This window comes from Melioribacteraceae bacterium, assembly GCA_035362835.1.
In the GTDB taxonomy this organism is placed as follows: domain Bacteria; phylum Bacteroidota; class Ignavibacteria; order Ignavibacteriales; family Melioribacteraceae; genus DSXH01.
Map to the genome: position 1 here is coordinate 133,695 of DAOSDY010000003.1, position 20,775 is coordinate 154,469.

At 40.4% G+C, this 20,775-nt stretch carries 14 protein-coding genes; 9 read left to right on the forward strand and 5 right to left on the reverse strand.

Going from position 1 to position 20,775, the window contains the following annotated elements; translation table 11 throughout:
* Positions 1 to 7: 7 nt before the first annotated feature.
* From PLZ15_11750 to PLZ15_11760, 3 genes are all read right to left on the reverse strand, one after another.
* The gene (locus tag PLZ15_11750) at positions 8 to 544 is read right to left on the reverse strand and encodes a lipocalin family protein (GenBank protein HOI30420.1); all 537 of its coding nucleotides are present in this window, start codon (positions 542 to 544) and stop codon (positions 8 to 10) included.
* Positions 545 to 646: 102 nt separating this feature from the next.
* Entirely contained in the window at positions 647 to 985 is a 339-nt protein-coding gene (locus PLZ15_11755) for a YkvA family protein (protein HOI30421.1), read from the reverse strand.
* A 9-nt stretch (positions 986 to 994) separates the two neighbouring features.
* Positions 995 to 3,028, reverse strand: coding sequence for a S9 family peptidase (locus PLZ15_11760; protein ID HOI30422.1), 2,034 nt, complete (start codon positions 3,026 to 3,028; stop codon positions 995 to 997).
* A 216-nt stretch (positions 3,029 to 3,244) separates the two neighbouring features.
* Between PLZ15_11760 and PLZ15_11765 the strand changes: the two genes are divergently transcribed.
* The 6 genes from PLZ15_11765 to fbp all read left to right on the forward strand — a co-directional run bounded on the left by PLZ15_11765 (position 3,245) and on the right by fbp (position 12,436).
* Positions 3,245 to 3,787 (forward strand): hypothetical protein, encoded by a 543-nt coding sequence (locus PLZ15_11765; protein ID HOI30423.1) that lies wholly within the window; start codon positions 3,245 to 3,247, stop codon positions 3,785 to 3,787.
* A 133-nt stretch (positions 3,788 to 3,920) separates the two neighbouring features.
* Positions 3,921 to 6,374 (forward strand): leucine--tRNA ligase, encoded by a 2,454-nt coding sequence (gene leuS, locus PLZ15_11770; GenBank protein HOI30424.1) that lies wholly within the window; start codon positions 3,921 to 3,923, stop codon positions 6,372 to 6,374.
* A gap of 100 nt (positions 6,375 to 6,474) precedes the next feature.
* Positions 6,475 to 7,752: a serine--tRNA ligase gene (serS, locus tag PLZ15_11775; GenBank protein HOI30425.1), complete on the forward strand. Its 1,278-nt coding sequence runs from the start codon at positions 6,475 to 6,477 to the stop codon at positions 7,750 to 7,752.
* Between the two features lie 174 nt (positions 7,753 to 7,926).
* Positions 7,927 to 9,621, forward strand: coding sequence for an ABC transporter ATP-binding protein (locus PLZ15_11780; protein ID HOI30426.1), 1,695 nt, complete (start codon positions 7,927 to 7,929; stop codon positions 9,619 to 9,621).
* A gap of 2 nt (positions 9,622 to 9,623) precedes the next feature.
* On the forward strand, positions 9,624 to 11,411 hold the full coding sequence (locus PLZ15_11785; GenBank protein ID HOI30427.1) for an ABC transporter ATP-binding protein: 1,788 nt from the start codon (positions 9,624 to 9,626) through the stop codon (positions 11,409 to 11,411).
* Positions 11,412 to 11,425: 14 nt separating this feature from the next.
* Positions 11,426 to 12,436: a class 1 fructose-bisphosphatase gene (gene fbp / locus PLZ15_11790; GenBank protein ID HOI30428.1), complete on the forward strand. Its 1,011-nt coding sequence runs from the start codon at positions 11,426 to 11,428 to the stop codon at positions 12,434 to 12,436.
* 40 nt (positions 12,437 to 12,476) lie between these two features.
* Here the strand turns inward: fbp and PLZ15_11795 are convergent, their stop codons facing one another.
* Positions 12,477 to 12,755 (reverse strand): hypothetical protein, encoded by a 279-nt coding sequence (locus PLZ15_11795; GenBank protein HOI30429.1) that lies wholly within the window; start codon positions 12,753 to 12,755, stop codon positions 12,477 to 12,479.
* Positions 12,756 to 12,878: 123 nt separating this feature from the next.
* On the opposite strand from PLZ15_11795, the gene PLZ15_11800 reads away from it, so the two are divergent.
* From PLZ15_11800 to PLZ15_11810, 3 genes are all read left to right on the forward strand, one after another.
* Positions 12,879 to 13,871, forward strand: a complete 993-nt coding sequence (locus PLZ15_11800) for a glycosyltransferase family 9 protein (protein ID HOI30430.1) — start codon at positions 12,879 to 12,881, stop codon at positions 13,869 to 13,871.
* Positions 13,868 to 15,145 carry a glycosyltransferase N-terminal domain-containing protein gene (locus tag PLZ15_11805; protein ID HOI30431.1) on the forward strand — a complete coding sequence of 426 codons (1,278 nt, stop codon included), beginning with the start codon at positions 13,868 to 13,870 and terminating at the stop codon, positions 15,143 to 15,145. Before PLZ15_11800 ends, PLZ15_11805 begins: the two co-directional genes overlap by 4 nt.
* 87 nt (positions 15,146 to 15,232) lie before the next feature.
* Positions 15,233 to 18,631, forward strand: coding sequence for a PAS domain S-box protein (locus PLZ15_11810; GenBank protein ID HOI30432.1), 3,399 nt, complete (start codon positions 15,233 to 15,235; stop codon positions 18,629 to 18,631).
* 5 nt (positions 18,632 to 18,636) lie between these two features.
* Here the strand turns inward: PLZ15_11810 and PLZ15_11815 are convergent, their stop codons facing one another.
* Entirely contained in the window at positions 18,637 to 20,772 is a 2,136-nt protein-coding gene (locus tag PLZ15_11815; GenBank protein HOI30433.1) for an alpha-amylase family glycosyl hydrolase, read from the reverse strand.
* Between the last annotated feature and the right edge of the window lie 3 nt (positions 20,773 to 20,775).

Sequence of the window (20,775 nt, forward strand, 5' to 3'; positions counted from 1 at the left end):
AATTATTTTAATTCGAGCAGTCCTGAACAGTTCTGATCAATTTACTAATATCAAAACCTTTATCGCCTGCTTTCTTAATTAACGAATTATAAATCTCTTCATCCATTCTCGGTGTCCGGGAAAGAATCCACAAATATTTTCTGCTAGGTGTACCCACAATAGCATACTGGTAATTCTCTTCGTCAAGCTCTATCACCCAGTAATCGCCGCGGAAAGGCCAGAAGAATTGAACGCGGAGTTTTGCATTGTTACTCCCCTCAACAACAAATGCTTTTCCTGTTGCGTCGTCAAGTTCACCTTCTTTTATGCATTTGTTGATTACACGGATTGTTGTAGAATCGATCAGTTCGTATTCTGCTGTGGTGCAGCTGCATCCTTCCTGCTGACTGAATGGAAGCCGCGCAATTTCGTACCACTTGCCGAGGTAACGGTCGATATCAACCTTTTTAACAACATCAAGCGGAGGATAATTTGCCGCACTGCATCCGAAGAGGAGAATTATTGAAAGGAAGGATAGAGAGAATAAAGTAATATTTGTTTTCACGTCAGCCTCGCGGATGAATGATCAAAATCCATTAATTAATAAAACCGGATCCCGCGGATTCCCAGTATGCGGCATCCGGCATCAATCAATCGGATTAAAAGATTATTCGTAATAGGGAATTAATTCACTTCCCATAAATTTCAGAACCGCTGTTACAACTCCTAGATCGTCCAGGTATCCGATCAACGGAGCGAGGTCCGGTACGGCATCAATAGGGCTTATAAAATAGATCAACGCACCAATAACAATCGACTTTCGGTACCACGGAACATACTTGTCTCGCATGTAACGGTAGAGCGCTTTTATATCTTTTGCAAAGCTTATTTTTTTTCCCACCCGTTCAAGTTTTTCCCAGAGCCCTTCTTCAACCTCCTCCTGACCTTTTTCAACTTTGGAAGGAGAATCGTATTTCAGATCGAGATCATCAAGTTCGTAGTTCATTATTTATCCTTAATTTTTTTTGAATTGATTGAACCAGTCAAAAATTGTATTCCACCATAATCTTGAATTCTGCGGTTTTGTAACAAAATGCGATTCATCCGGGAAATAGAGAAATTTACTCGGTACATTTTTCCTCTGCAATGATGAGAATAATTCCATGGCCTGGCCTTCAGGCACTCGAAAATCGAATCCTCCGTGGATAACCAGCGTTGGGGTTTTAAAATTATCTGCTTTGCGGTGAGGCGACCATCTCTCGTACATTGCACGGTTCTCCCACGGTGTTCCTTTGAATTCCCATTCCGGGAACCACAATTCCTCGGTTGTACCCCACATGCTTTCAAGATTAAATACTCCGGCGTGCGAAACAAGCGCATTGAACCGGTCTGTACTGCCGAGTATCCAGTTGATCATATAACCGCCGTATGAAGCTCCCGCGGCAAAGGTGTTTTTAGGATCGATGAATTTAAAATTCTTCAACGCATAATCACATGCATTCATCAGGTCTTCATATACTTTACCACCCCAGTCGCCCGAAATCTCGTCGGTAAATTTCTGTCCGTATCCGGTTGAACCCCGCGGATTGGGTGCAACAACCACATATCCCTTCGAAGCGAATAGCTGTGAGTTCCATCTGTAATGGAAATCATCGTTCCAGTGACCCTGAGGTCCGCCGTGTATAAGGAAGAGGAGCGGGTATTTCTTATCGGGATTGAAGAATGGAGGTTTAATAATTATTGACTGGACCTTTGCACCTGCTGCACCTTCGCTCCAGAATGAATTAAACTCACCGAACTCAATTTTACTCAACAATTCCTTGTTTAAGAAAGTGATCTGTTCAATTCCTCCGCCGTTTGTTTTGAGTGAGAAGATTTCATACGGCATGTTGTTGCGCTGACGCTTGAAATAAATCAATTGCCCGTCGGAAGTAATCGACATATCATTATTAATCCCTTCATTCAGGAAGAGAAGGTTTTCACCCGTAGATACGTCAAATCTGTAAATCGAATTATAGATTTGATTGGCGGCATCGTAATAAATATATTTTCCGTCGGGCGACCATAATATCTGTCCGACCGATATATCGAGTTTCCCGGTAAGATTTCTCAATTCACCGCTGCTTCTGTGATAAAGCATCAGGCTGTATTTATCTGCTTCGAAACCTGCTCGGGCCATCGAGCGGAATGCTATGTAGCTGCCGTTCGGCGAATAAACAGGCTGATTATCATTCCCCGGACTTACGGAAATTTTTCTGTACTGGGTTGGTGAGTCCTTCTTAATGTCGGCTGCATTTATTAAATAGACTTCATTGTTCGTGCTCGTTGCGAGAACTTTATCAGGATTCATTACAAATGCAATCTCCTTACCGTCCGGAGAAATCGTGTAATCCTGACTGCTTCCCAGGTCAACAGGCGGGCAATCGGATTTCGAGCCGAGCATCAGGTCTGCATATTCTTTTGTCTGAACGTCATAAATGAAAACGTGACTTCGCTTATCGCCGCGCCAGTCGTTGAATGTCCGGTACATCAGCTCTGTAAAAATCTTCGCTTTTACTTTGCTTTCCTCGGCATCCTTATCTTTCTTTTCATTGCATTCCTGAGTTGTGCAATCCGGATATACTGAAGAGACAAATAGAATTTTATTACCGTCCTTCGACCAGACAACTCCGGAAGCACCCGTGTAAATGTTTGTCAGCTGAAGATCATTTTTACCTTCGTAATCACAAGTCCAGATCTGTCCTTTCATCTGGTAGCTAATCGATTTGCCGTCAGGCAGAAACTTCGGAGAGCTTTCGTTAGCTTCAGAGTTTTTTAGCGGGCGGAGATTTTTTCCGTCCTGATCTATCAGCCAGATATCGGAATTGCCTTTGTTTGAATCCATGCTGTAAGCTGTAACCGCAAATGCAATTGTCTTACCGTCGGGCGATACATCATATCCTCCGATCCTTTTCATATTCCATAAATCTTCTACGGTCATCGGCCTTTTCTGTGCGAAGAGTGAAAGCCCGGTTACAAATAATAGAACTAATAAGAGAGTCTTTTTCATTGGAATCCTCAGATGGTTTTTATTTCAGGTGTAAATTATAAAAAGAGGAGGGGAAATTAAAGAGAATTGGAATTGAATAAATCTAAAACACAAATCACATATGAAAACTTCAGATAGACTTTAGTAAATACTTACGCTAAATTTCATGTGTAAAATGAGCAATATGAACAGATTGTTTTTGTCAGGAACAATTATTAATAACAAACAGGAGAGTTTATGAAATCAAAAACACTAATTCTTTTCTTATTATTTGCTTTTTATCAGACCGGATTCGGTCAGTTCGAAGCTTCAAAAAGCTATGCAGGTCCATCCCTGGGTTTATCGTTTCTTGGCTCTACTTTTCAGTTAGGATTGAATTATGAATATGGAATGCCTCTTTCAGCTATCGGAATGTCCGGTCCCGGAAAAATCGGCGTAGGCGGACTTTTCAGGTATTGGAGCTACAGCGAAGGATTTGGAACCGGAGAATGGAGTTACACTAATATTCTGGTCGGTGCTCAGGGCAATTATCACTTTGCGCTCGATAACCGGATGTGGGACCCATATCTAGGGCTTGTTTTAGCTTACAATATCGCATCGGTTAAATGGGAAGGTGTAAAAGGATTTGGATGGGCAGATAGAAGTGCCGGCGGATTCTGGCTCGGTCTGCATGGCGGGGTACGTTATTTCTTCACCCCGAAGACTGCCTTAAATCTTAGGTTCGGTTTCGGTACACTTGATTATGGTGCGTTAGAGATCGGTGTCGATTTCCAATTATAATTTTAATGTAATTATGAGGCCCGGATAACGCCGGGCTTCTTTATCAATTAAATAAATCCTTTCTAATTCATTCTTGATAACCCCCATCAATTTGCCTAATTTTGGCTACATTTTTATAAATTTAATGAGAATTATGAAATATCCATTCCGGGAAATTGAATCCAGCTGGCAGAAGTTTTGGGAAGAAAGGGAAGTCTATAAAACCGACCTTTCCAAAAAAGAAAAAAAGATTTACTGCCTTGTAATGTTTATTTATCCCTCAGCCGCAAAAATGCATATAGGTCACTGGTACAATTATGGTCCCACCGATTCATGGGCCCGTTATAGAAAGTTGAAAGGTTTTAATGTCTTCGAACCGATCGGTTATGATGCATTCGGTCTTCCGGCAGAAAATTATGCAATAAAAACCGGTATCCACCCGCAGGACAGTACCCTTCAGAATATTAATGATATCCGTGTTATGGTAAAACATATGGGCGGTATGTACGATTGGAATTCGGAATTAATGACTTGCGTTCCGGAATATTACCGCTGGAATCAGTGGCTCTTTCTTCAACTCTACAAAAAGGGTCTGGCCTACAGAAAGAATGCGCCCGTTAACTGGTGCCCATCCTGCCAGACAGTATTAGCGCGTGAGCAGGTATTAAACGACGGATCATGTGAGCGTTGCAGCACTACAGTTATTCAGAAAAATTTAACTCAGTGGTTCTTCAAGATTACAGATTATGCCGAAGAACTTCTTGATGGATTGAATAAAATCGACTGGCCTGAAAAAACTAAAACAATGCAATTAAACTGGATCGGAAAAAGCATCGGCGCGGAAGTCGATTTTTCCATTTCAGGTTCCGACGAGAAAATAAAAATTTTTACTACTCGCCCCGATACTCTGTTCGGTGCAACATATATGGTCCTTGCGCCAGAGCATCCTCTTGTTGATGCATTAACTACTTCGGAGAATAAACTGAAAGTTGAAGAATACCGCGATTCAATTAAATCAATGACCGAAATCGACCGGACGTCAACCGTAAAAGAAAAAACCGGAGTGTTTACAGGTGCCTATGCCGTTAACCCGGTAACGAATAAAAATATTCCGATCTGGATTGCAGACTATGTTCTAATGACTTATGGTACCGGAGCTATCATGGCTGTTCCGGGACAGGATGAAAGGGACTGGGAATTTGCCGAGAAATTTGATCTGCCTATTATAAGAACTGTTGAACCATCAGAAGGATTTGAAGGGAAAGCATTTACCGGAGACGGACCTGCGATTAACAGCGATTTTCTGAATGGTCTTTATGTTGAAGACGCAAAGAAAAAAATTATTGAGTGGCTTGAAGACAAAGGAATTGGAAAGCATACTGTAAATTACCGTTTACGCGACTGGCTTATATCCCGTCAGCGATACTGGGGTACACCGATTCCAATAATTCATTGTGATAAATGCGGACAGGTTCCTGTGCCGGAAGATCAGCTTCCGGTTGTACTTCCATACGATGTAAACTTTAAACCTGATGGCGGATCGCCGCTCGCTAGCAATTCAGAATTTGTTACTACTAATTGCCCGGTCTGCGGATCTCCTGCTAAACGGGATGTCGATACAATGGATACGTTTGTAGATTCATCCTGGTATTACCTCCGCTATCTTAACCCGAAATATGATAAGGGAATGTTTGATCCAGAATTGGGTAAAGCATGGACTCCGGTGGATACATACGTCGGCGGTGCCGAGCATGCCGTTATGCACCTCTTGTACGCCCGATTCATCCATAAATTCCTGCGCGATATCGGACTGGTTAACAGCGACGAGCCTTTTCAGAAACTGATTCATCAGGGCACTATTACAAATCTTGGCGCTAAAATGTCGAAGTCGAAAGGGAACGTTGTGGATCCCAATCAGTTTGTTGATGAATACGGGGCGGATGTTTTCAGAATGTATATGATGTTTATGGGCCCTTATGAGCTCGGCGGCGACTGGAGCGATAAAGGTATTGTTGGAGTTGACAGGTTTGTGCAGAGAACTTATTCGCTCTTCAGTTCGCATCAGAATTTTTCCGTCGTTCATCCTTCTGCAAAGAAATACGAACTTGCGCAGCTCAGCGAAATTGAAAAAACCATCTACAGAAAAGTAAACCAGACTATGGAAAAGGTTGAAATAGAGGTTGAACATTTCAGATTTAATACCGCCGTTGCGGCTCTGATGGAACTTATTAATGAATTAAAATCGTTGGATGAATGCAGGAACGATCTTAAAACTTTTGCTCTCGAACGCTTTGCTGTTCTCATAGCACCTCTTGCGCCTCATCTCGGGGAGGAATGCTGGAAACTGCTCGGTAATTCGAAATCGCTCTTTGAAGCCCCTGTCTGGTTTGATCTGGATAAATCGGCACTTGTAGAGGACAAAGTCAATATTGCTGTCCAGGTGAACGGAAAGCTAAGAGCTACGATTGAAGCTGCAAATAATTCCAGTAAGGAAACAGTTTCTGCGATAGCTAAAAACGACGAGAGGATTCTGAAGTATATTCAGGATAAGGAAATAATCAAGGAAATATTCGTACCTAATAAAATTTATAACATTGTAATAAAATAAAATCCGTTTGAATCCTTTTAATTTGCGTCATCCGCGTTTTATCAATTTTACAAGGTTGGGCAGAGAAACAGGGTAGAGCTGGTAAATCAAAGAGGAAAATATGCTTGATGTAAAATTTATTCGTGAAAATCCGGATCTTGTACGGCAGGGTCTGGCAAATAAAAATGCCAGGGATATTGTTAGTGAAATAATTAAACTCGACGAGCAGAGAAGATCGCTGATTGCCAGGACGGAGGATCTTAAAGCAAAAAAGAATCAGGTCTCCGCACAGATACCAAAATTTAAAAAAGAAGGAAAAGACACATCTGAAATTTTTGCAGAAATGAAATTGGTTGGCGATGAGATTGCACTGCTCGACACCCAATTACGCGATATTGAAAATGAGATTGATGATATTCTCCGAAATACTCCTAATCTGGCTCATTCCTCAGTACCCGTTGGCAAATCTGCCGAAGATAACGTGGAAGTGCGTCAATGGCTTCCTGAAGGTTTTTCATTCAAAAATGATTTTAAAGTTCTTGACCATGTTGAACTCGGGAAAAAATTACAGCTCCTCGATTTTGAAAGGGGCACTAAAATTAGCGGATCCGGATTTCCGCTTTACACAGGTAAAGGAGCTACACTTGAACGTGCGCTTATCAATTTTATGCTCGATTATCATCTCCATCATCACGGATACAGCGAGATTTTTCCTCCTGTACTTGTTAACAGGGAATCGATGAAAGGAACCGGCCAGATTCCTAAAATGGAAGAGGATATGTACTTCATAGAGAAGGACGGATTATATCCGATCCCCACCGCTGAAGTCCCGATTACAAATATTCACCGGGATGAAATTCTTACTGAAAAGGAACTGCCCGTTAAATATGTCGGCTATTCTCCATGTTTCCGTAGGGAAGCTGGATCCTACGGAAAGGAATCGAAAGGATTTTTACGCGTGCATCAGTTTAATAAAGTAGAGATGGTTAAATTTGCAAAACCGGAAAACTCTTATGATGAACTCGAATCGATGGTAAATGATGCAGAGGATATTCTCAAAGCGCTGAATGTACCGTACAGAATTCTTATGTTGTGCACAGGCGACCTGAGCTTTTCTGCGGCTAAATGTTACGACATTGAGACGTGGTCTCCTGCCGAGAACAAATGGCTTGAAGCTTCTTCATGCAGCAACTTCGAAGCATTTCAGGCACGAAGAGCGAACATCCGGTTTAGAAGAGAGGAAACAAAAAAACCGGAATTTATTCATACTCTTAACGGATCGGGTCTTGCAACAAGCAGGTTGATGGTTTCTCTGCTGGAGAATAATCAAACTCCGGAAGGTAAAGTGATCGTTCCAAAAGTTCTACAGAAATATACAGGTTTCGAAATTATCGGTTGATTCTCATTCAGATCAGTTCTTAAAAAGCTGTGCGGTATTTCCCGGTCAGGGTATTTAGAAATACCTATAATACTTTCAACGAATCGGCGGAATTAAAAGAAAGGACTCTATTTCGTCTTGTTCAGAAATTTATTTCACCTCAAAAAATATTTTGTCCGTTACAAAAAGTCTTTTATGCTCGGGATAGTTTTTATCCTCTTCTCAAATTTTGGACAGGTCTACATTCCTCAGCTGGTTAAGCAGGGAATTAATGTAATCGATTCAGGAGTAGACGACGGCTCTGTCCTGAAATTTGTAATTCTGATAGTAATCACATCTCTTATTGCCGGAATTTTCAGATTTCTGATACGTCAAACCATAATCGTAACTTCCTGGAAAATAGCGAACGACCTCCGTTACGATTTCTGGGGTCACCTTCAAAAACTTCCGTTAAGATTCTATCAGAATAATTCCACCGGCAATATTATGTCCCATGCTACTAACGATATTAATGCGGTTAGAAGTTTTGTCGGGCCGTCGGTGATGTATACAATCGATAACGGTACAAAATTTCTGCTCGTATTTATAATAATGGTTTCGATGAATCCGCTCCTAACTCTCTATGCGCTGCTTCCATCTCCTTTCATGTCCCTTGTTGTTTATCTTGTTATGAGCCGTGTCCATGCAAAGTATACCAGGATTCAGGAGAAATTTGCCGATCTGACGGCGCGCGCCCAGGAGAATTTTTCTGGAATAAGGGTTGTCAAATCATATATCCGGGAGGAATATGAAATTGATAATTATAAGAAAGAAAGCGATGAATATCTGAACCGTAAGATGGATCTCGTGAAGCTGCAGGCAATGTTTATCCCTGTCTTCTCAATCATTGCAGGACTTTCGTTCATAATTGTTTTGTGGGCAGGCGGCTCACAAATGATAGAAGGTAATTTTACAATCGGCGAGCTGGTTGCTTTTTATGCCTACCTCGGAATGCTTATCTGGCCTATGATCTCTTTCGGTTGGGTTGCAACTATGATTCAGCAGGCCGAGGCCAGTATGAAGCGCCTAATGAAAATTTTTAATGAACCTTATGAAATTGACGATTCTCCCAAAACAGATAATGCCATAGCCGATATAAAAGGGGAAATCGAGTTTAAAAATGTTTCCTTCAGGTATGGCGGCAATCTTCCCCTGGTTCTCGATGGTATCAGTTTCAAAATTGAACAGGGCCGCACTGTTGCTTTTATCGGCCAGACGGGTACCGGAAAGACTTCTCTTGTAAATCTGATTCCGCGATTCTATGATGCTACAGACGGGGAAATATTTATCGACGGAATAGATATTAAAAGAATACCTCTGGAAACGATTAGAAGAAGAATCGGAATGGTTCCCCAGGAGAATTTCCTTTTTTCGGATACTCTCGGAAATAATGTTGTTTACGGACTCGATAAATCCGATCCGGAAAGAATCCGGATCGCTTCAGAAATTGCTCAGTTGTCCAAGGATGTGGAGAATTTCCCGAAAGGATTCGAAACAATTCTTGGTGAACGCGGAATTACTCTTTCAGGAGGACAGAAGCAAAGATCTTCCCTTGCACGTGCGCTTGCAATCGATCCTAAAATTCTGATACTCGACGACTCCCTCTCCGCCGTTGATACGAATACTGAGGAGGAGATACTTAAAAGACTGAAAGTATTTATGAAAAACAGAACCAGCATCATTATCAGTCATAGAATCTCTACCGTTAAAGACTCGGATAAAATACTCGTTCTTCACAACGGTAAAATAGCAGAAGAGGGAACACATGAAGAACTCGTAGCGCTTAAAGGGATCTATGCCGATCTTCACAGAAGGCAATTACTCGAAGAAGAACTTTCGGTTATGGAATAACTATGGCAGAACAACGCGAAGACGAAATATTAGGTAAAGCATACGACTCTAAGCTTATGAAGCGGCTCCTTGTTTATATTAAGCCGTATAAGCACTATGTAATTGCAGCAATAATTTTCAATATACTTGTTGCGGCGCTTGGTCCCCTCCGTCCTTACCTTAGTAAGGTAGCAATTGACGACTATATACTCAATAAAGACTACAACGGTCTTCTTCTTATCGTAGGCATTTTATTTCTATCACTTGTCATTCAGGCAGTCGTTCAATACTTCCTTACCTATTTTACCGAATTAATGGGTCAGAAGATTATTTATGATATACGGGTTCAGCTCTTTTCACACGTTCAGAGACTAGCATTAAAATATTTCGATAAAACTCCTATCGGCAGAACTGTTACCCGTGTTACCAACGATGTAGACGCATTGAATGAAATGTTCTCCTCCGGTGTGGTAACGGTTTTCAGCGACGTGTTCATGATTGTGTTCATTTTCATCTTTATGTTCAGTATGTCCTGGCAGCTTACTCTAATAACACTCGCTGTAATTCCTTTCCTGTTTTACGCGACTTTTCTTTTCAGAAAGAAGGTAAGGGAGGAATACAGGAATGTCAGAACTCATCTTGCCCGGCTTAATTCATATATGCAGGAACATGTAACGGGCATGAACGTAGTACAGATGTTCGCTAAGGAAAAGCAGGAACTGGAAAATTTTGAATCGATCAATAACGATTTCAAAAAAGCCAATATTAAATCTGTTTTTTATTATGCCATCTTTTTCCCGTTTGTTGAATTGCTAAGTGCTGTCTCAATCTCACTGGTAATCTGGTTTGCAAGCGGCGAAATAATTCAGGGTGTTCTTACTTTCGGTATACTGACGGCTTTTATTCAGTATATAGAAATGTTCTGGCGGCCTGTACGCGACCTTTCCGAAAAGTATGATATCCTTCAAAGGGCAATGGCCGCGTCCGAAAGAATTTTCAAACTGCTGGATGACAAAACTATTATAAAAAATCCCGACACACCTGTTCTGCTTCAGAAAATCAGAGGGGAAATTGAATTTAAAAATGTCTGGTTCGCTTATAATCCGGATGAGTATGTTTTAAGGAATCTATCATTTAAAATTAATCCGGGAGAAACTGTTGCAATAGTTGGAGCTACCGGTGCTGGAAAGACAAGTATAGTAAATATCCTAACCCGATTTTATGATATTGAAAAGGGAACCATCACGCTCGACGGAATCGATATAAGAAACCTGAATAAGAAAGACCTCCGTAAGTATATTTCCATGGTACTGCAGGATGTTTTTCTATTCAGCGGAACTATTAAGTCGAATATCAGCCTCGGTAACCCGGAGATTCCGGACGAAAAAATTATTGAATCGGCAAAAACTGTTGGAGCAGATAAATTCATTTCCAAGCTGCCGAATAATTATGAAGAAGAGATGAAAGAAAAAGGAGCCACGCTAAGCGTTGGTCAGAAGCAGTTAATATCGTTTGCCCGAGCGCTTGCTTATAATCCGCAAATTCTTATTTTGGATGAAGCGACTTCGAGTGTTGATACAGAAACCGAACAGTTGATTCAGAATGCAATTGAAAAACTTCTGATCGGTAGAACATCTATTGTAATTGCTCATCGTCTCTCAACAATTCAGAATGCGGATAAAATTCTTGTTATGCATAAGGGTGAATTAAAAGAAACCGGTACACATCAGGAATTGCTTGCTAAGAGAGGAATCTATTATCGTCTGTACGAACTGCAATATAAAGATCAGGAAATAACAAAAACTGCTTAGTGGAGGCACACTTCATGGCAAAAAAGAGATTTATGACGCTTCCGCGTCACATTCTTGAAGGCGAAAAATTACACCCGGAGGCAACCGGAGAACTCTCTGCGATTCTGCTGCAGCTTAGTCTAGCTGCTAAAGTTATTTCTATGGAGGTTAATAAAGCCGGCCTTGCCGATATACTCGGCTTTACAGGTGAAAATAATATTTCCGGCGACGAGGTAAAAAAACTCGATATATTTGCTCACGAAACACTTCTTAAAGCAATGGATCACGGCGGACATTTCTGTGTTATGGCCTCCGAAGAAGATGAGGATATTATACATCTTCCCCCTCACCAGAAGATCGGCAAATACGTCCTTCTCTTCGATCCACTCGACGGATCTTCGAATATCGATGCCAATGTAAGCATCGGTACTATCTTTTCAATTTACAAAAGAATTACTCCAGGAGACGGGCCAGGTACACTCGAAGACTGCCTTCAGCCCGGTTATAAGCAGGAAGTTGCGGGTTATATCCTTTACGGATCCAGTACAGTATTCGTTTATACCGCCGGGCACGGTGTTTACGGATTTACACTTGATCCTGCATTCGGAGAATTTCTTCTTTCACACGATGATATAAAAATCCCAAAACATGGAAGAATCTACAGTATAAACGAAGGCAATTATTTTTCGTGGCAGAAAGGTTTGAAGGATTATATAAAATATTTACAGGCCAATAAATTCAACGGTAAACCTTACCAGGCACGTTACATAGGCTCAATGGTGGCGGACGTCCACAGAACATTATTGTACGGCGGAATTTTCATGTATCCGGGTGATACCAGAAATGCTAAAGGAAAACTCAGACTTGCTTACGAATGTAATCCTATGGCATTTATTGTAGAAGCAGCAGGGGGACGTGCAACCGACGGCAGGAAAAGGATATTGGAACAAGTACCTGAATCGCTTCATGAACGGATTCCGATCTTTATCGGAAGTGAAGAAGATGTACTTCTGGTTGAAAAATTTCTTAGGGAAGCAGGCGATTAAACGAAAAAGTGCGAAGATCTTTTTCTAAGAGTTCGCACTTCTAATTTTTCAGTTCACTCTTGAGTTTAGCAATCTCTTCATTCAAACGAGCGGCCAGTTCTTCCTTGGTAATTCCGTTAAGTGTAAATTTTGCCGAGCGGACAATTACTTCTGGAGAGTCGCCTTCACCTTTTAGAAATCTATATAAATTGAAGCCGAGCCGGTTACGGTCGTTCATTAATGGAAGATTCTCCTTAAAGCTCTCGGCTATTCCATATGCCTTCTTTTCCAGAGAATTATCGGGAAAAGCTTTTGTTAATGGGGCTGCTAATGTGGTCATTATACCTACCTTTAAAATCGACTGGTCTAAAAATAGCCAAGAATTTTGTTCAAGACAACTGATTGGAGTGGAAGGCCTTTTAATATTTGGTTAGATTTGCAGGGAAATAATGGATTTACCGGCTTGAATGGAAAAAACCCCAATCGAATTCTTATAATCCGCCTTAGCTCACTTGGCGATGTTCTGCTTTCCTCGCCTCTGATAAGGGCTCTGAAAAATCAGTTTAGCGGTGTAAAGGTCGACTTCCTTGTAAGATCGGAGTATGCTGATGCTGTAAAGTTCAATCCGAATATAAACGTCGTATACGCGATCTCAAGATCTGATAAAACCAAATTCTTAATGAAAATTCTCAAAGAAAACAGGTATGATTTTCTTCTTGATCTACAAAATAATATTAGAACACGTTTAATCTGCCGTTCAATTAATGCTAAGACTTATCCATTCAGTAAGCCTACTTTGCAAAAGTACCTGCTTGTTAAATTCAAGATCAACCGTTTCAGGGATATTAAACCGATTACCCACAGGTATGCCGAATCGCTTCCCGAATTGAAACTTGATGGTAAAGGTCTGGAGTTTTTTGTCCCTTTGAAAGTTCAGTCAACTTTGGATTCTTCAAAAAAATATATCGGGTTGTGTCCGGGCTCCAAACATTTCACAAAAAGATGGCCGCCCGAATATTTTGTTGAATTGGGAAACAGTTTATCCGGACTAGGATACCAGATTTTAATATTCGGCGGTAAAGATGATAAAACAATTTGCGAATCGATCTCTTCCGGTATCGGCGGCTCGCTGAATCTTTCTAATGATAACAACCTGTTTCAAACCGCAGCCGATATGAAGAACTGTAAATTAATTATATGCAACGATTCGGGTCTTATGCATACCGCAGCGGCTTCCGGAATTCCGGTAGTTTCTATTTTCGGATCCTCCGTTAAAGAGTTCGGATTTATTCCCTACGGAGTGCCAAATTTAATCTTAGAGAATAATTCGTTATCTTGCAGACCATGCAGTCATATTGGGAGAAGCAGATGTCCGGAAGGACATTTCAAATGTATGAGAGAAATTACTCCCGGATTTGTTACTGAAAATGTTACTAAATTTTTGTCCGGCCTATGAAAAACACCTGGTATTTGCTCTACAATCTTATAATTATTCCGATCGCAAAAGTGGTCATTTTTTTTATTTCGCTGTTCAATCAGAAAGTAAGGACAGGAATAAGAGACCGTAGAAAACTATTTGAGAATCTTATAATTGATCTAACCGGAATTGACCGTAAGAAAAAAATGATCTGGTTTCATTCGGCCTCGATGGGGGAATTTGAACAGGCAAAACCAATCATAGAAAAAATAAAAAGCGAGAAGAAGTTTAATATTATCATCACTTTCTTCTCTCCTTCCGGATACCGTAATTCTCTCAAATATCCGTATGCCGATATAATTTCATATATACCGATCGATACTCCAATACTGACCGAGAGATTTTTAAACCTTGTAAGGCCTCATCTGGCAGTATTCATGAGATACGATTTCTGGCCTAATATGGTCTGGCAGCTCGACCGGAAGAGGATTCCGTATTTTATTGTAGACGCAACAATGCGCAGCCGTTCAAAAAGAAAACTCCCGCTTGCAATTGATTTCCATAGATCACTTTTTTCAAATATTTCAAGAGTCCTCACGGTTTCCGAGGATGATGCTAAGAACTTCCGTGAATTCGGGATTCCAGATAGCCGTATTGAAGTTGTTGGCGATACACGCTTCGACCGGGTCTATCAAAAGAGTCTTGATGCTAAAGAGAAGAAATTGTTCAAAGAGGATTTCTTTAAAGGGAAAAAAATTTTTGTACTGGGAAGCACATGGGAAAGTGACGAAGAGATCGTTCTACCCGCACTTATGAAAGCAATGGAATATGATCCGGACTTAATGCCCATAATTGTACCGCACGAACCGACAGTTCAGCATCTGGAGCGGATCGAACATACTTTTTATAAACATTTCAGCACCATCAGATTTTCTTACCTTAACAATTACAAAAATGAGAGAGTAATAATTGTTGATTCAATCGGAATACTGCTTACTCTCTATACTTACGCCCACGCTGCTTATGTTGGCGGAAGTTTCAAACAGGGAATTCATAATGTGCTTGAACCGGCTGTATACGGTATTCCGGTCATATTCGGTCCTAAAATTGAAAACAGCAGGGAGGCCAATCTGCTTGTTTCTATCGGGGGAGCTTTCGTAATCCGTAATAAAAAAGAGGCATACCGGATTATAAGAAGACTATTTACCGATCAGAATTTCCGGAGTGAAAGAGGGAAAATCTGTTCCTACTATGTAAAAGAGAACACCGGTGCCTCAGACAAAATCCTTCAGAAAATATACAATCAATTGTAAATCTTAATTTGATTTACCCTCAGCGGACTATATTTTCAACACTCATTTTCATAAATTGAATCCGAATTTCTACCGGAAATAGGAAATATGACTTCATCCTTGGACAAAACATTTGACTTATCCCGACCTGATATTTCCTATCGTAATATTCTGGAAACCGCCCCGATCGGAATGCTCATTTTCAACGACGACTTCATTGTGAAATTTGTAAATAAAAATTTTTTCCATTTCAGCGGTGTTGTCAGCGCAAATCCATCTGAATTAATAGGTAAAAGTATCTACGAGTACAGAATCTTTGAAGTAAGCGATCTGAGGAAAGACCTGAATGAATTAAAAGATGGAATTGCATTCGAGAAAGTTCTGGCCACATCTACAACTCTTTCCGGTAATAAAATTTCCATTATTGTAAAATGTGTTCCCATTCTGATCGAGAATAAATTCAGCGGCGGTGTAATTATAATTGAGGATGTTAAGATTAATACTGCCGCAGAGGAAGCTGCTCTTATTTACTCTCCTAATTTTCAGAACTTTCTTTACCTGGTAAGCGACTGTTTCTTTTTTGTTGATAAAGAAGGGAATATCAAATTAAGCTCTCCTACCGGATACGACGATTTCTCGTTCCTGTTTGAACCGGATTTGAGAAATAATAAACGTCCGCAGAAATTGTCGGGTATTTTATTTAAAAAGCAGCTTGAATCGGTGCTTTTAAGCAGCAAAACTGTCTGGACGGAGATACCTTTCATAAAAAACAGCTCTGAACATCGGGCAAGTATTACTCTTATTCCGGTTGCCGAGAATGATTCGAATGTAGGTCTGGTTATTGTCCTTGTTAAAGAGATTCAGGGTGAAAAGACAAATATCACGATTAATAATGAAGAGATTAAAGAGCTTAAAAGATATCAGCAGATTGTTGCGGGAGTTCTCGATGGTGTAATCGGTTTCGATAAAGAGGGAAAAATAATTTTCTGGAACGAATCCTCTGCAAGCTTATTCGGCCTTACAAGAAGCGAAGTGTACGGAAAATTCATCGGGAAAATTTTTCAGCAGATCGATCAGCTCTATTTTCAGCAGATGATGAAACAGTTGACTGAAGAAAAATTCTGGGAGGGTGAGTTCAGAATAGGGGAAGATGAAAGTGTGGCGGAATATTTTTCGGTCAAGATCGGTGTAATAGACGAAGATTCCGAAGAATCCTTTTTTATGCTCTGTTCGAATATTTCCGGTAGGATCAGAATTGAAAAAGAACTTAGAAGCTCGGAAGAGAAGTTCAGAAATATTGTAATTAACTCCCACGAATTCATCTGTATACTGGACCTGGACGGAAGAATAACCTATGCCAATCCTTTCTTTCTCGATACGTTCGAATATAGTGCGGATGAAATTACGAAAATGAATTTCGGTGAATTGGTCGATTCACTTTATATGACGGAAAATCCTTTCTTTATTAATGAACTTGCTTCATTCAGCTCGCAGTCGGTTGAATTACCTCTTATTAATAAAAAAGGTCAGAGGATTTATGTGCTGGCCAGTTTTTCCTCCGCAAATGATCAGGAAGGCGTTCCTCTCTATTACACCGTTATACTTACCGATATTACGCTTAAGAAAGAATCTGAAAAAGATCTGCTGCTTATAAGATCTATCTTTGAGGCTTCGCACGATGGAATCGCATTGATAAGCAGGAAACGGTTTGTGCTTGTAAATGATTCTTTCGTCGGAATGTTTGGATACAGAAGCGCAAGCGAAATTATTGGTCAGGATCCTATTGACTTTGTTTTTGAAATCGATAAACAGAAAGTAGAAAAATATCTGGTCAGTTCAGATGAAGGAGATGACCTGCCTGCCCGATATGATTTCAAAGGGAGGCGGAGGAATGGTACAGTCCTTGAACTTGAGAATTCAGTTTCAACTTACAGAACCAATGAAGAAAAATTTGTTGTATGGGTTATAAGGGATATTACTGAAGAGAAAAAGGCTCAGGAAGCTCTTCAGATTTCCGAGGAAAGATACCGGAGTATTTCGGAGAATATTAAGGAGAGTTTCTTTACGGCAGAAAGAATCGACGGTGAACTTAAATCGGTTTTTTATACACCGGCTATTCGTCAGATTACCGGGTATACTCCCGATGCTTTTATAAGCGACCAGGATCTGTGGAAGAATATAATCCATCCGGATGATGTTGAAGAAGTACTTTCGGAATACGATAAATTCTACACCGACAGATCGAAAAATTTTCAGGTGTTTGAATACCGGATAATAGATGCGCTCGGCAATATTAACTGGATCGAAAATAAAGTTTCTGTTAAACGCGACTCATACGGTGAGATCCGGATGATGTTCGGTATTATAAGCGATATTTCACTCTCTAAACGGGCAGAGGAGGAACTTAAAAAATCCGCTGCAGAATTAAAGGAACTTAACGAAGCCAAAGACCGGTTTATTTCCATTATCTCGCACGACCTGAGAACCCCTTTCAGTTCTATACTTGGATTTACCGATTTTCTACTTTCCGACGATCCCGACCTTAACGATGAAAAAAGAAAACAGTATGTGGTCTATATTCAGGAATCTGCAAAAAATATGCTCGGGCTCGTTAATTCGCTTCTGGATTATACCAGGCTTCAGACAGGAAAAATTAAATTTGAGCCGCAGAGAGTTAATGCAAAATCCGTTATTGATAAAGCGATTCAGATAATGGCCGGTGTTGCGCTGCAGAAGAAAATTAACATTGTATCAAAACTGGATCGGGATTTTTTTATACATGCCGACGAAGATCTTCTTCTTCAGGTATTCAATAATCTGATTTCCAATGCAGTCAAATTCACCAACAATAGAGGTAATATCAGTGTTGATGCTTCCGTTGATATAGAAAAACATCAGGTTCAGTTTCACGTGGAAGATGATGGCGTTGGAATGAATGAGGAAAATGTTTCTAAACTATTTAAAGTTGATTCCAAGTTCACAACTCCGGGTACAGCAGGCGAAAAGGGCAGCGGCCTCGGACTTTCGTTAGTAGGGGATATTGTTAGAAAACATGGGGGCGATATCTGGGTGGAAAGTTCTGTCGGGAAAGGTTCAAGATTCTATTTTACAATTCCTATAGCTTCAACAAATATTCTTCTTGTAGACGATATAAAGACCGACCGGCTCCTCTATTCAAAACTGATCAGGAATTTAATTCCGCAATACAGCATTATAGAAGCCGATAACGGAAAAACAGCTCTCGAAATTATCAAACAGAACGCACCGGTTCTTGTAATAACCGATCATAAAATGCCTGTGATGAGCGGTTACGACCTTGCAAAACAGTTGAATATAACAGACCTGAGATATAAACCGCCGGTAATTGTTCTTTCAAGCGATCTAGACGATACAATTAAAGGTGAGTATAGAGAACTTGGAATTGAGTATATTTTCCAGAAACCGGTAAATCTCAGCGATTTTAAAAACGCAATTCAACTTGCCCTTAAAAAAGCGATATACAGTTAAAAGGCCTACTTCTTAATCCTTTTTAAAACCGCACCTGTACCGGGCTTCAGATTATAAATTCTTTCGGCAATAGAGATAGTTTCAACACCCGCCTTCTCTTCATTAACCAGGACTTCCCAGTTACCTTCCGGTAGAGGAAAATCGAGCATCAAATTCTTATCGCAATTAAAAAGGACAATAAATTTTTCATCGCCCGAATGGACCGAAAAAGCAAGTCCGAATTTGCTGGCCGGATGTTCTAGGAATCCGATCTCTTCATATTCCGCATGCCGGAACGCTGTATACTGTTTTCTCAGCCGGATCAATCCTTTATAATAATTAAGAAGCTCCGAATTGATCTCAGCATGTTTATAGTTTATATAATTTGTTTCATTATCCTTGTTGTAAGAGTTGTGGTCGATTCTTCCTTTCTCCGGATCAATAATTTTTCTGTTGTCCTGAATAACTTTAGATCTTGCGAATTCCTGACCGGCATGAATCATTGTTATTCCCTGAGATGTAAGCAGAAAGAGAGCAGCGAGCTTGTTAAGCTTCATCTGCCTTTCCGAAAGCTTAACGTGACTTTCGATATCCTTTATCTTCTGGTCATTATCTACTTCCTTTGTACCTAATCTTATAAAATCACCAAGTGTATAACCGTCATGCGATTCCAGGTAATTAACAGAATGTTCCTTCTTCTGAAACAATCCTAAAGAATCTCTAACGAGTGTAGCATTGACATAGCTTTTTATCCGTTTAATAGAGTTATTTCCGTACCACTCACCGAATATCCATCCGAGACCGTCGTGCGGATTTTCTCCTTTGATGCCGTTTCTTATCTGATCGTTCCACGCCGCGTAACCTTTTTTAGAGAATCCGTCCGGAGAGTAACCTCCGCCGCCCCAGGCTTCTCCTATCAGAATTACATTGGGATTTATCTTCATCGTTTCATTTCGGATCTCTTCAACTGTTTTCCAATCGATCAGAGTGCTAAGATCGAACCGGAAACCGTCAACCTTATATTCCTTCATCCAGTGGACCAAACTTTCGACAATAAGGCGTCTAACCATCGGCCGTTCAGTTTTTAGGTCGTTTCCGCACCAGCTGTTTGCAATGTAATTCCCTTTATTATCAAGACGGAAATAATATTCCTTATCAATCTGTTTAAGGTTCCCGATTTCATATTCGGAAAGATGGTTGTAAACCACATCCATAATAACAGCGATCCCATCTTTATGAAACGATTTTACCATCTCTTTAAAATCATTTATCTGCCGGCCGTCTTTTCCGATCCAATCATTCCATTTAAAATTTTTCCATTGCTGACTGTAATAGGAAGCGGGTGCAAAGAAAGCGCCAGTCATATAGCCCCAGTGGTTTCTTTCATACGGATTCCAGGTATTAAACTTTCCGTCGAGAGAATCTCTGAAAGGTATTTCACAGTATCCGAATTCCTGAGCGGGCAGGATCTCAACAGCATTAATTCCGAGTGCTTTTATATAATCGATTCCGCCATTATTACCTTTTTCAATCAACCCTCTGTAAGTACCCGGTTTTTTTGCTCCGGAAGATTTGTGAGCGGTCATATCCCTTACGTGCATTTCATAAATTATCAAATCCCGCCAATCATAATTAAGGCGATCCGTTCCCTCCCAGTCGAAAGGAGAATCCTTTACTACTATCGAACGGCGCGGATTAAGGTAGGATGTTTTAGTAGCGACAGCTTTTGAGTAGGGATCGACACAGATCGGTTTATTCGAGTTGCTTAAATCCTCCCCTTTATGATAAACTTTAAAGCCGTAAAAAAGTCCGTATTGTTCGCCTTCAATCCGAGCTTCCCAAACGCCGTTTTCATCCTTCGACATAAAATACTCTTTACACTTACGTGAATCGGGATGCGTAAAAGTACAAAGTCGTACACTTACGGCAGACGGCGCAAACAATCGAAAGAAGGTTGTTCCGTCTTCAAAAAAAGAACCTAGTTTTTTATCGGAATAAAATCTGTCCAGTTCATTATAACGTTTAACAAACTCAGATGTATCTGGCTGCTCAGCAATCGTCTTTCTTTCGGTTACAAACAATTTTTCACCTGTGATGTTGTATGAAAAAGAAATAAAAAAAAGCAAAGTAAAAACTGATCTGCTCAATGATAATTTTGTCATAGA

What these genes read in the sequence shown, in the direction of transcription:
- PLZ15_11755 (HOI30421.1), bottom strand. Translation starts at nt 985, where the DNA reads ATGAACTACGAACTTGATGATCTCGATCTGAAATACGATTCTCCTTCC.
- PLZ15_11760 (HOI30422.1), bottom strand. Translation starts at nt 3,028, where the DNA reads ATGAAAAAGACTCTCTTATTAGTTCTATTATTTGTAACCGGGCTTTCA.
- PLZ15_11765 (HOI30423.1), top strand. Translation starts at nt 3,245, where the DNA reads ATGAAATCAAAAACACTAATTCTTTTCTTATTATTTGCTTTTTATCAG.
- leuS (HOI30424.1), top strand. Translation starts at nt 3,921, where the DNA reads ATGAAATATCCATTCCGGGAAATTGAATCCAGCTGGCAGAAGTTTTGG.
- serS (HOI30425.1), top strand. Translation starts at nt 6,475, where the DNA reads ATGCTTGATGTAAAATTTATTCGTGAAAATCCGGATCTTGTACGGCAG.
- PLZ15_11780 (HOI30426.1), top strand. Translation starts at nt 7,927, where the DNA reads ATGCTCGGGATAGTTTTTATCCTCTTCTCAAATTTTGGACAGGTCTAC.
- PLZ15_11785 (HOI30427.1), top strand. Translation starts at nt 9,624, where the DNA reads ATGGCAGAACAACGCGAAGACGAAATATTAGGTAAAGCATACGACTCT.
- fbp (HOI30428.1), top strand. Translation starts at nt 11,426, where the DNA reads ATGGCAAAAAAGAGATTTATGACGCTTCCGCGTCACATTCTTGAAGGC.
- PLZ15_11795 (HOI30429.1), bottom strand. Translation starts at nt 12,755, where the DNA reads ATGACCACATTAGCAGCCCCATTAACAAAAGCTTTTCCCGATAATTCT.
- PLZ15_11805 (HOI30431.1), top strand. Translation starts at nt 13,868, where the DNA reads ATGAAAAACACCTGGTATTTGCTCTACAATCTTATAATTATTCCGATC.
- PLZ15_11810 (HOI30432.1), top strand. Translation starts at nt 15,233, where the DNA reads ATGACTTCATCCTTGGACAAAACATTTGACTTATCCCGACCTGATATT.
- PLZ15_11815 (HOI30433.1), bottom strand. Translation starts at nt 20,772, where the DNA reads ATGACAAAATTATCATTGAGCAGATCAGTTTTTACTTTGCTTTTTTTT.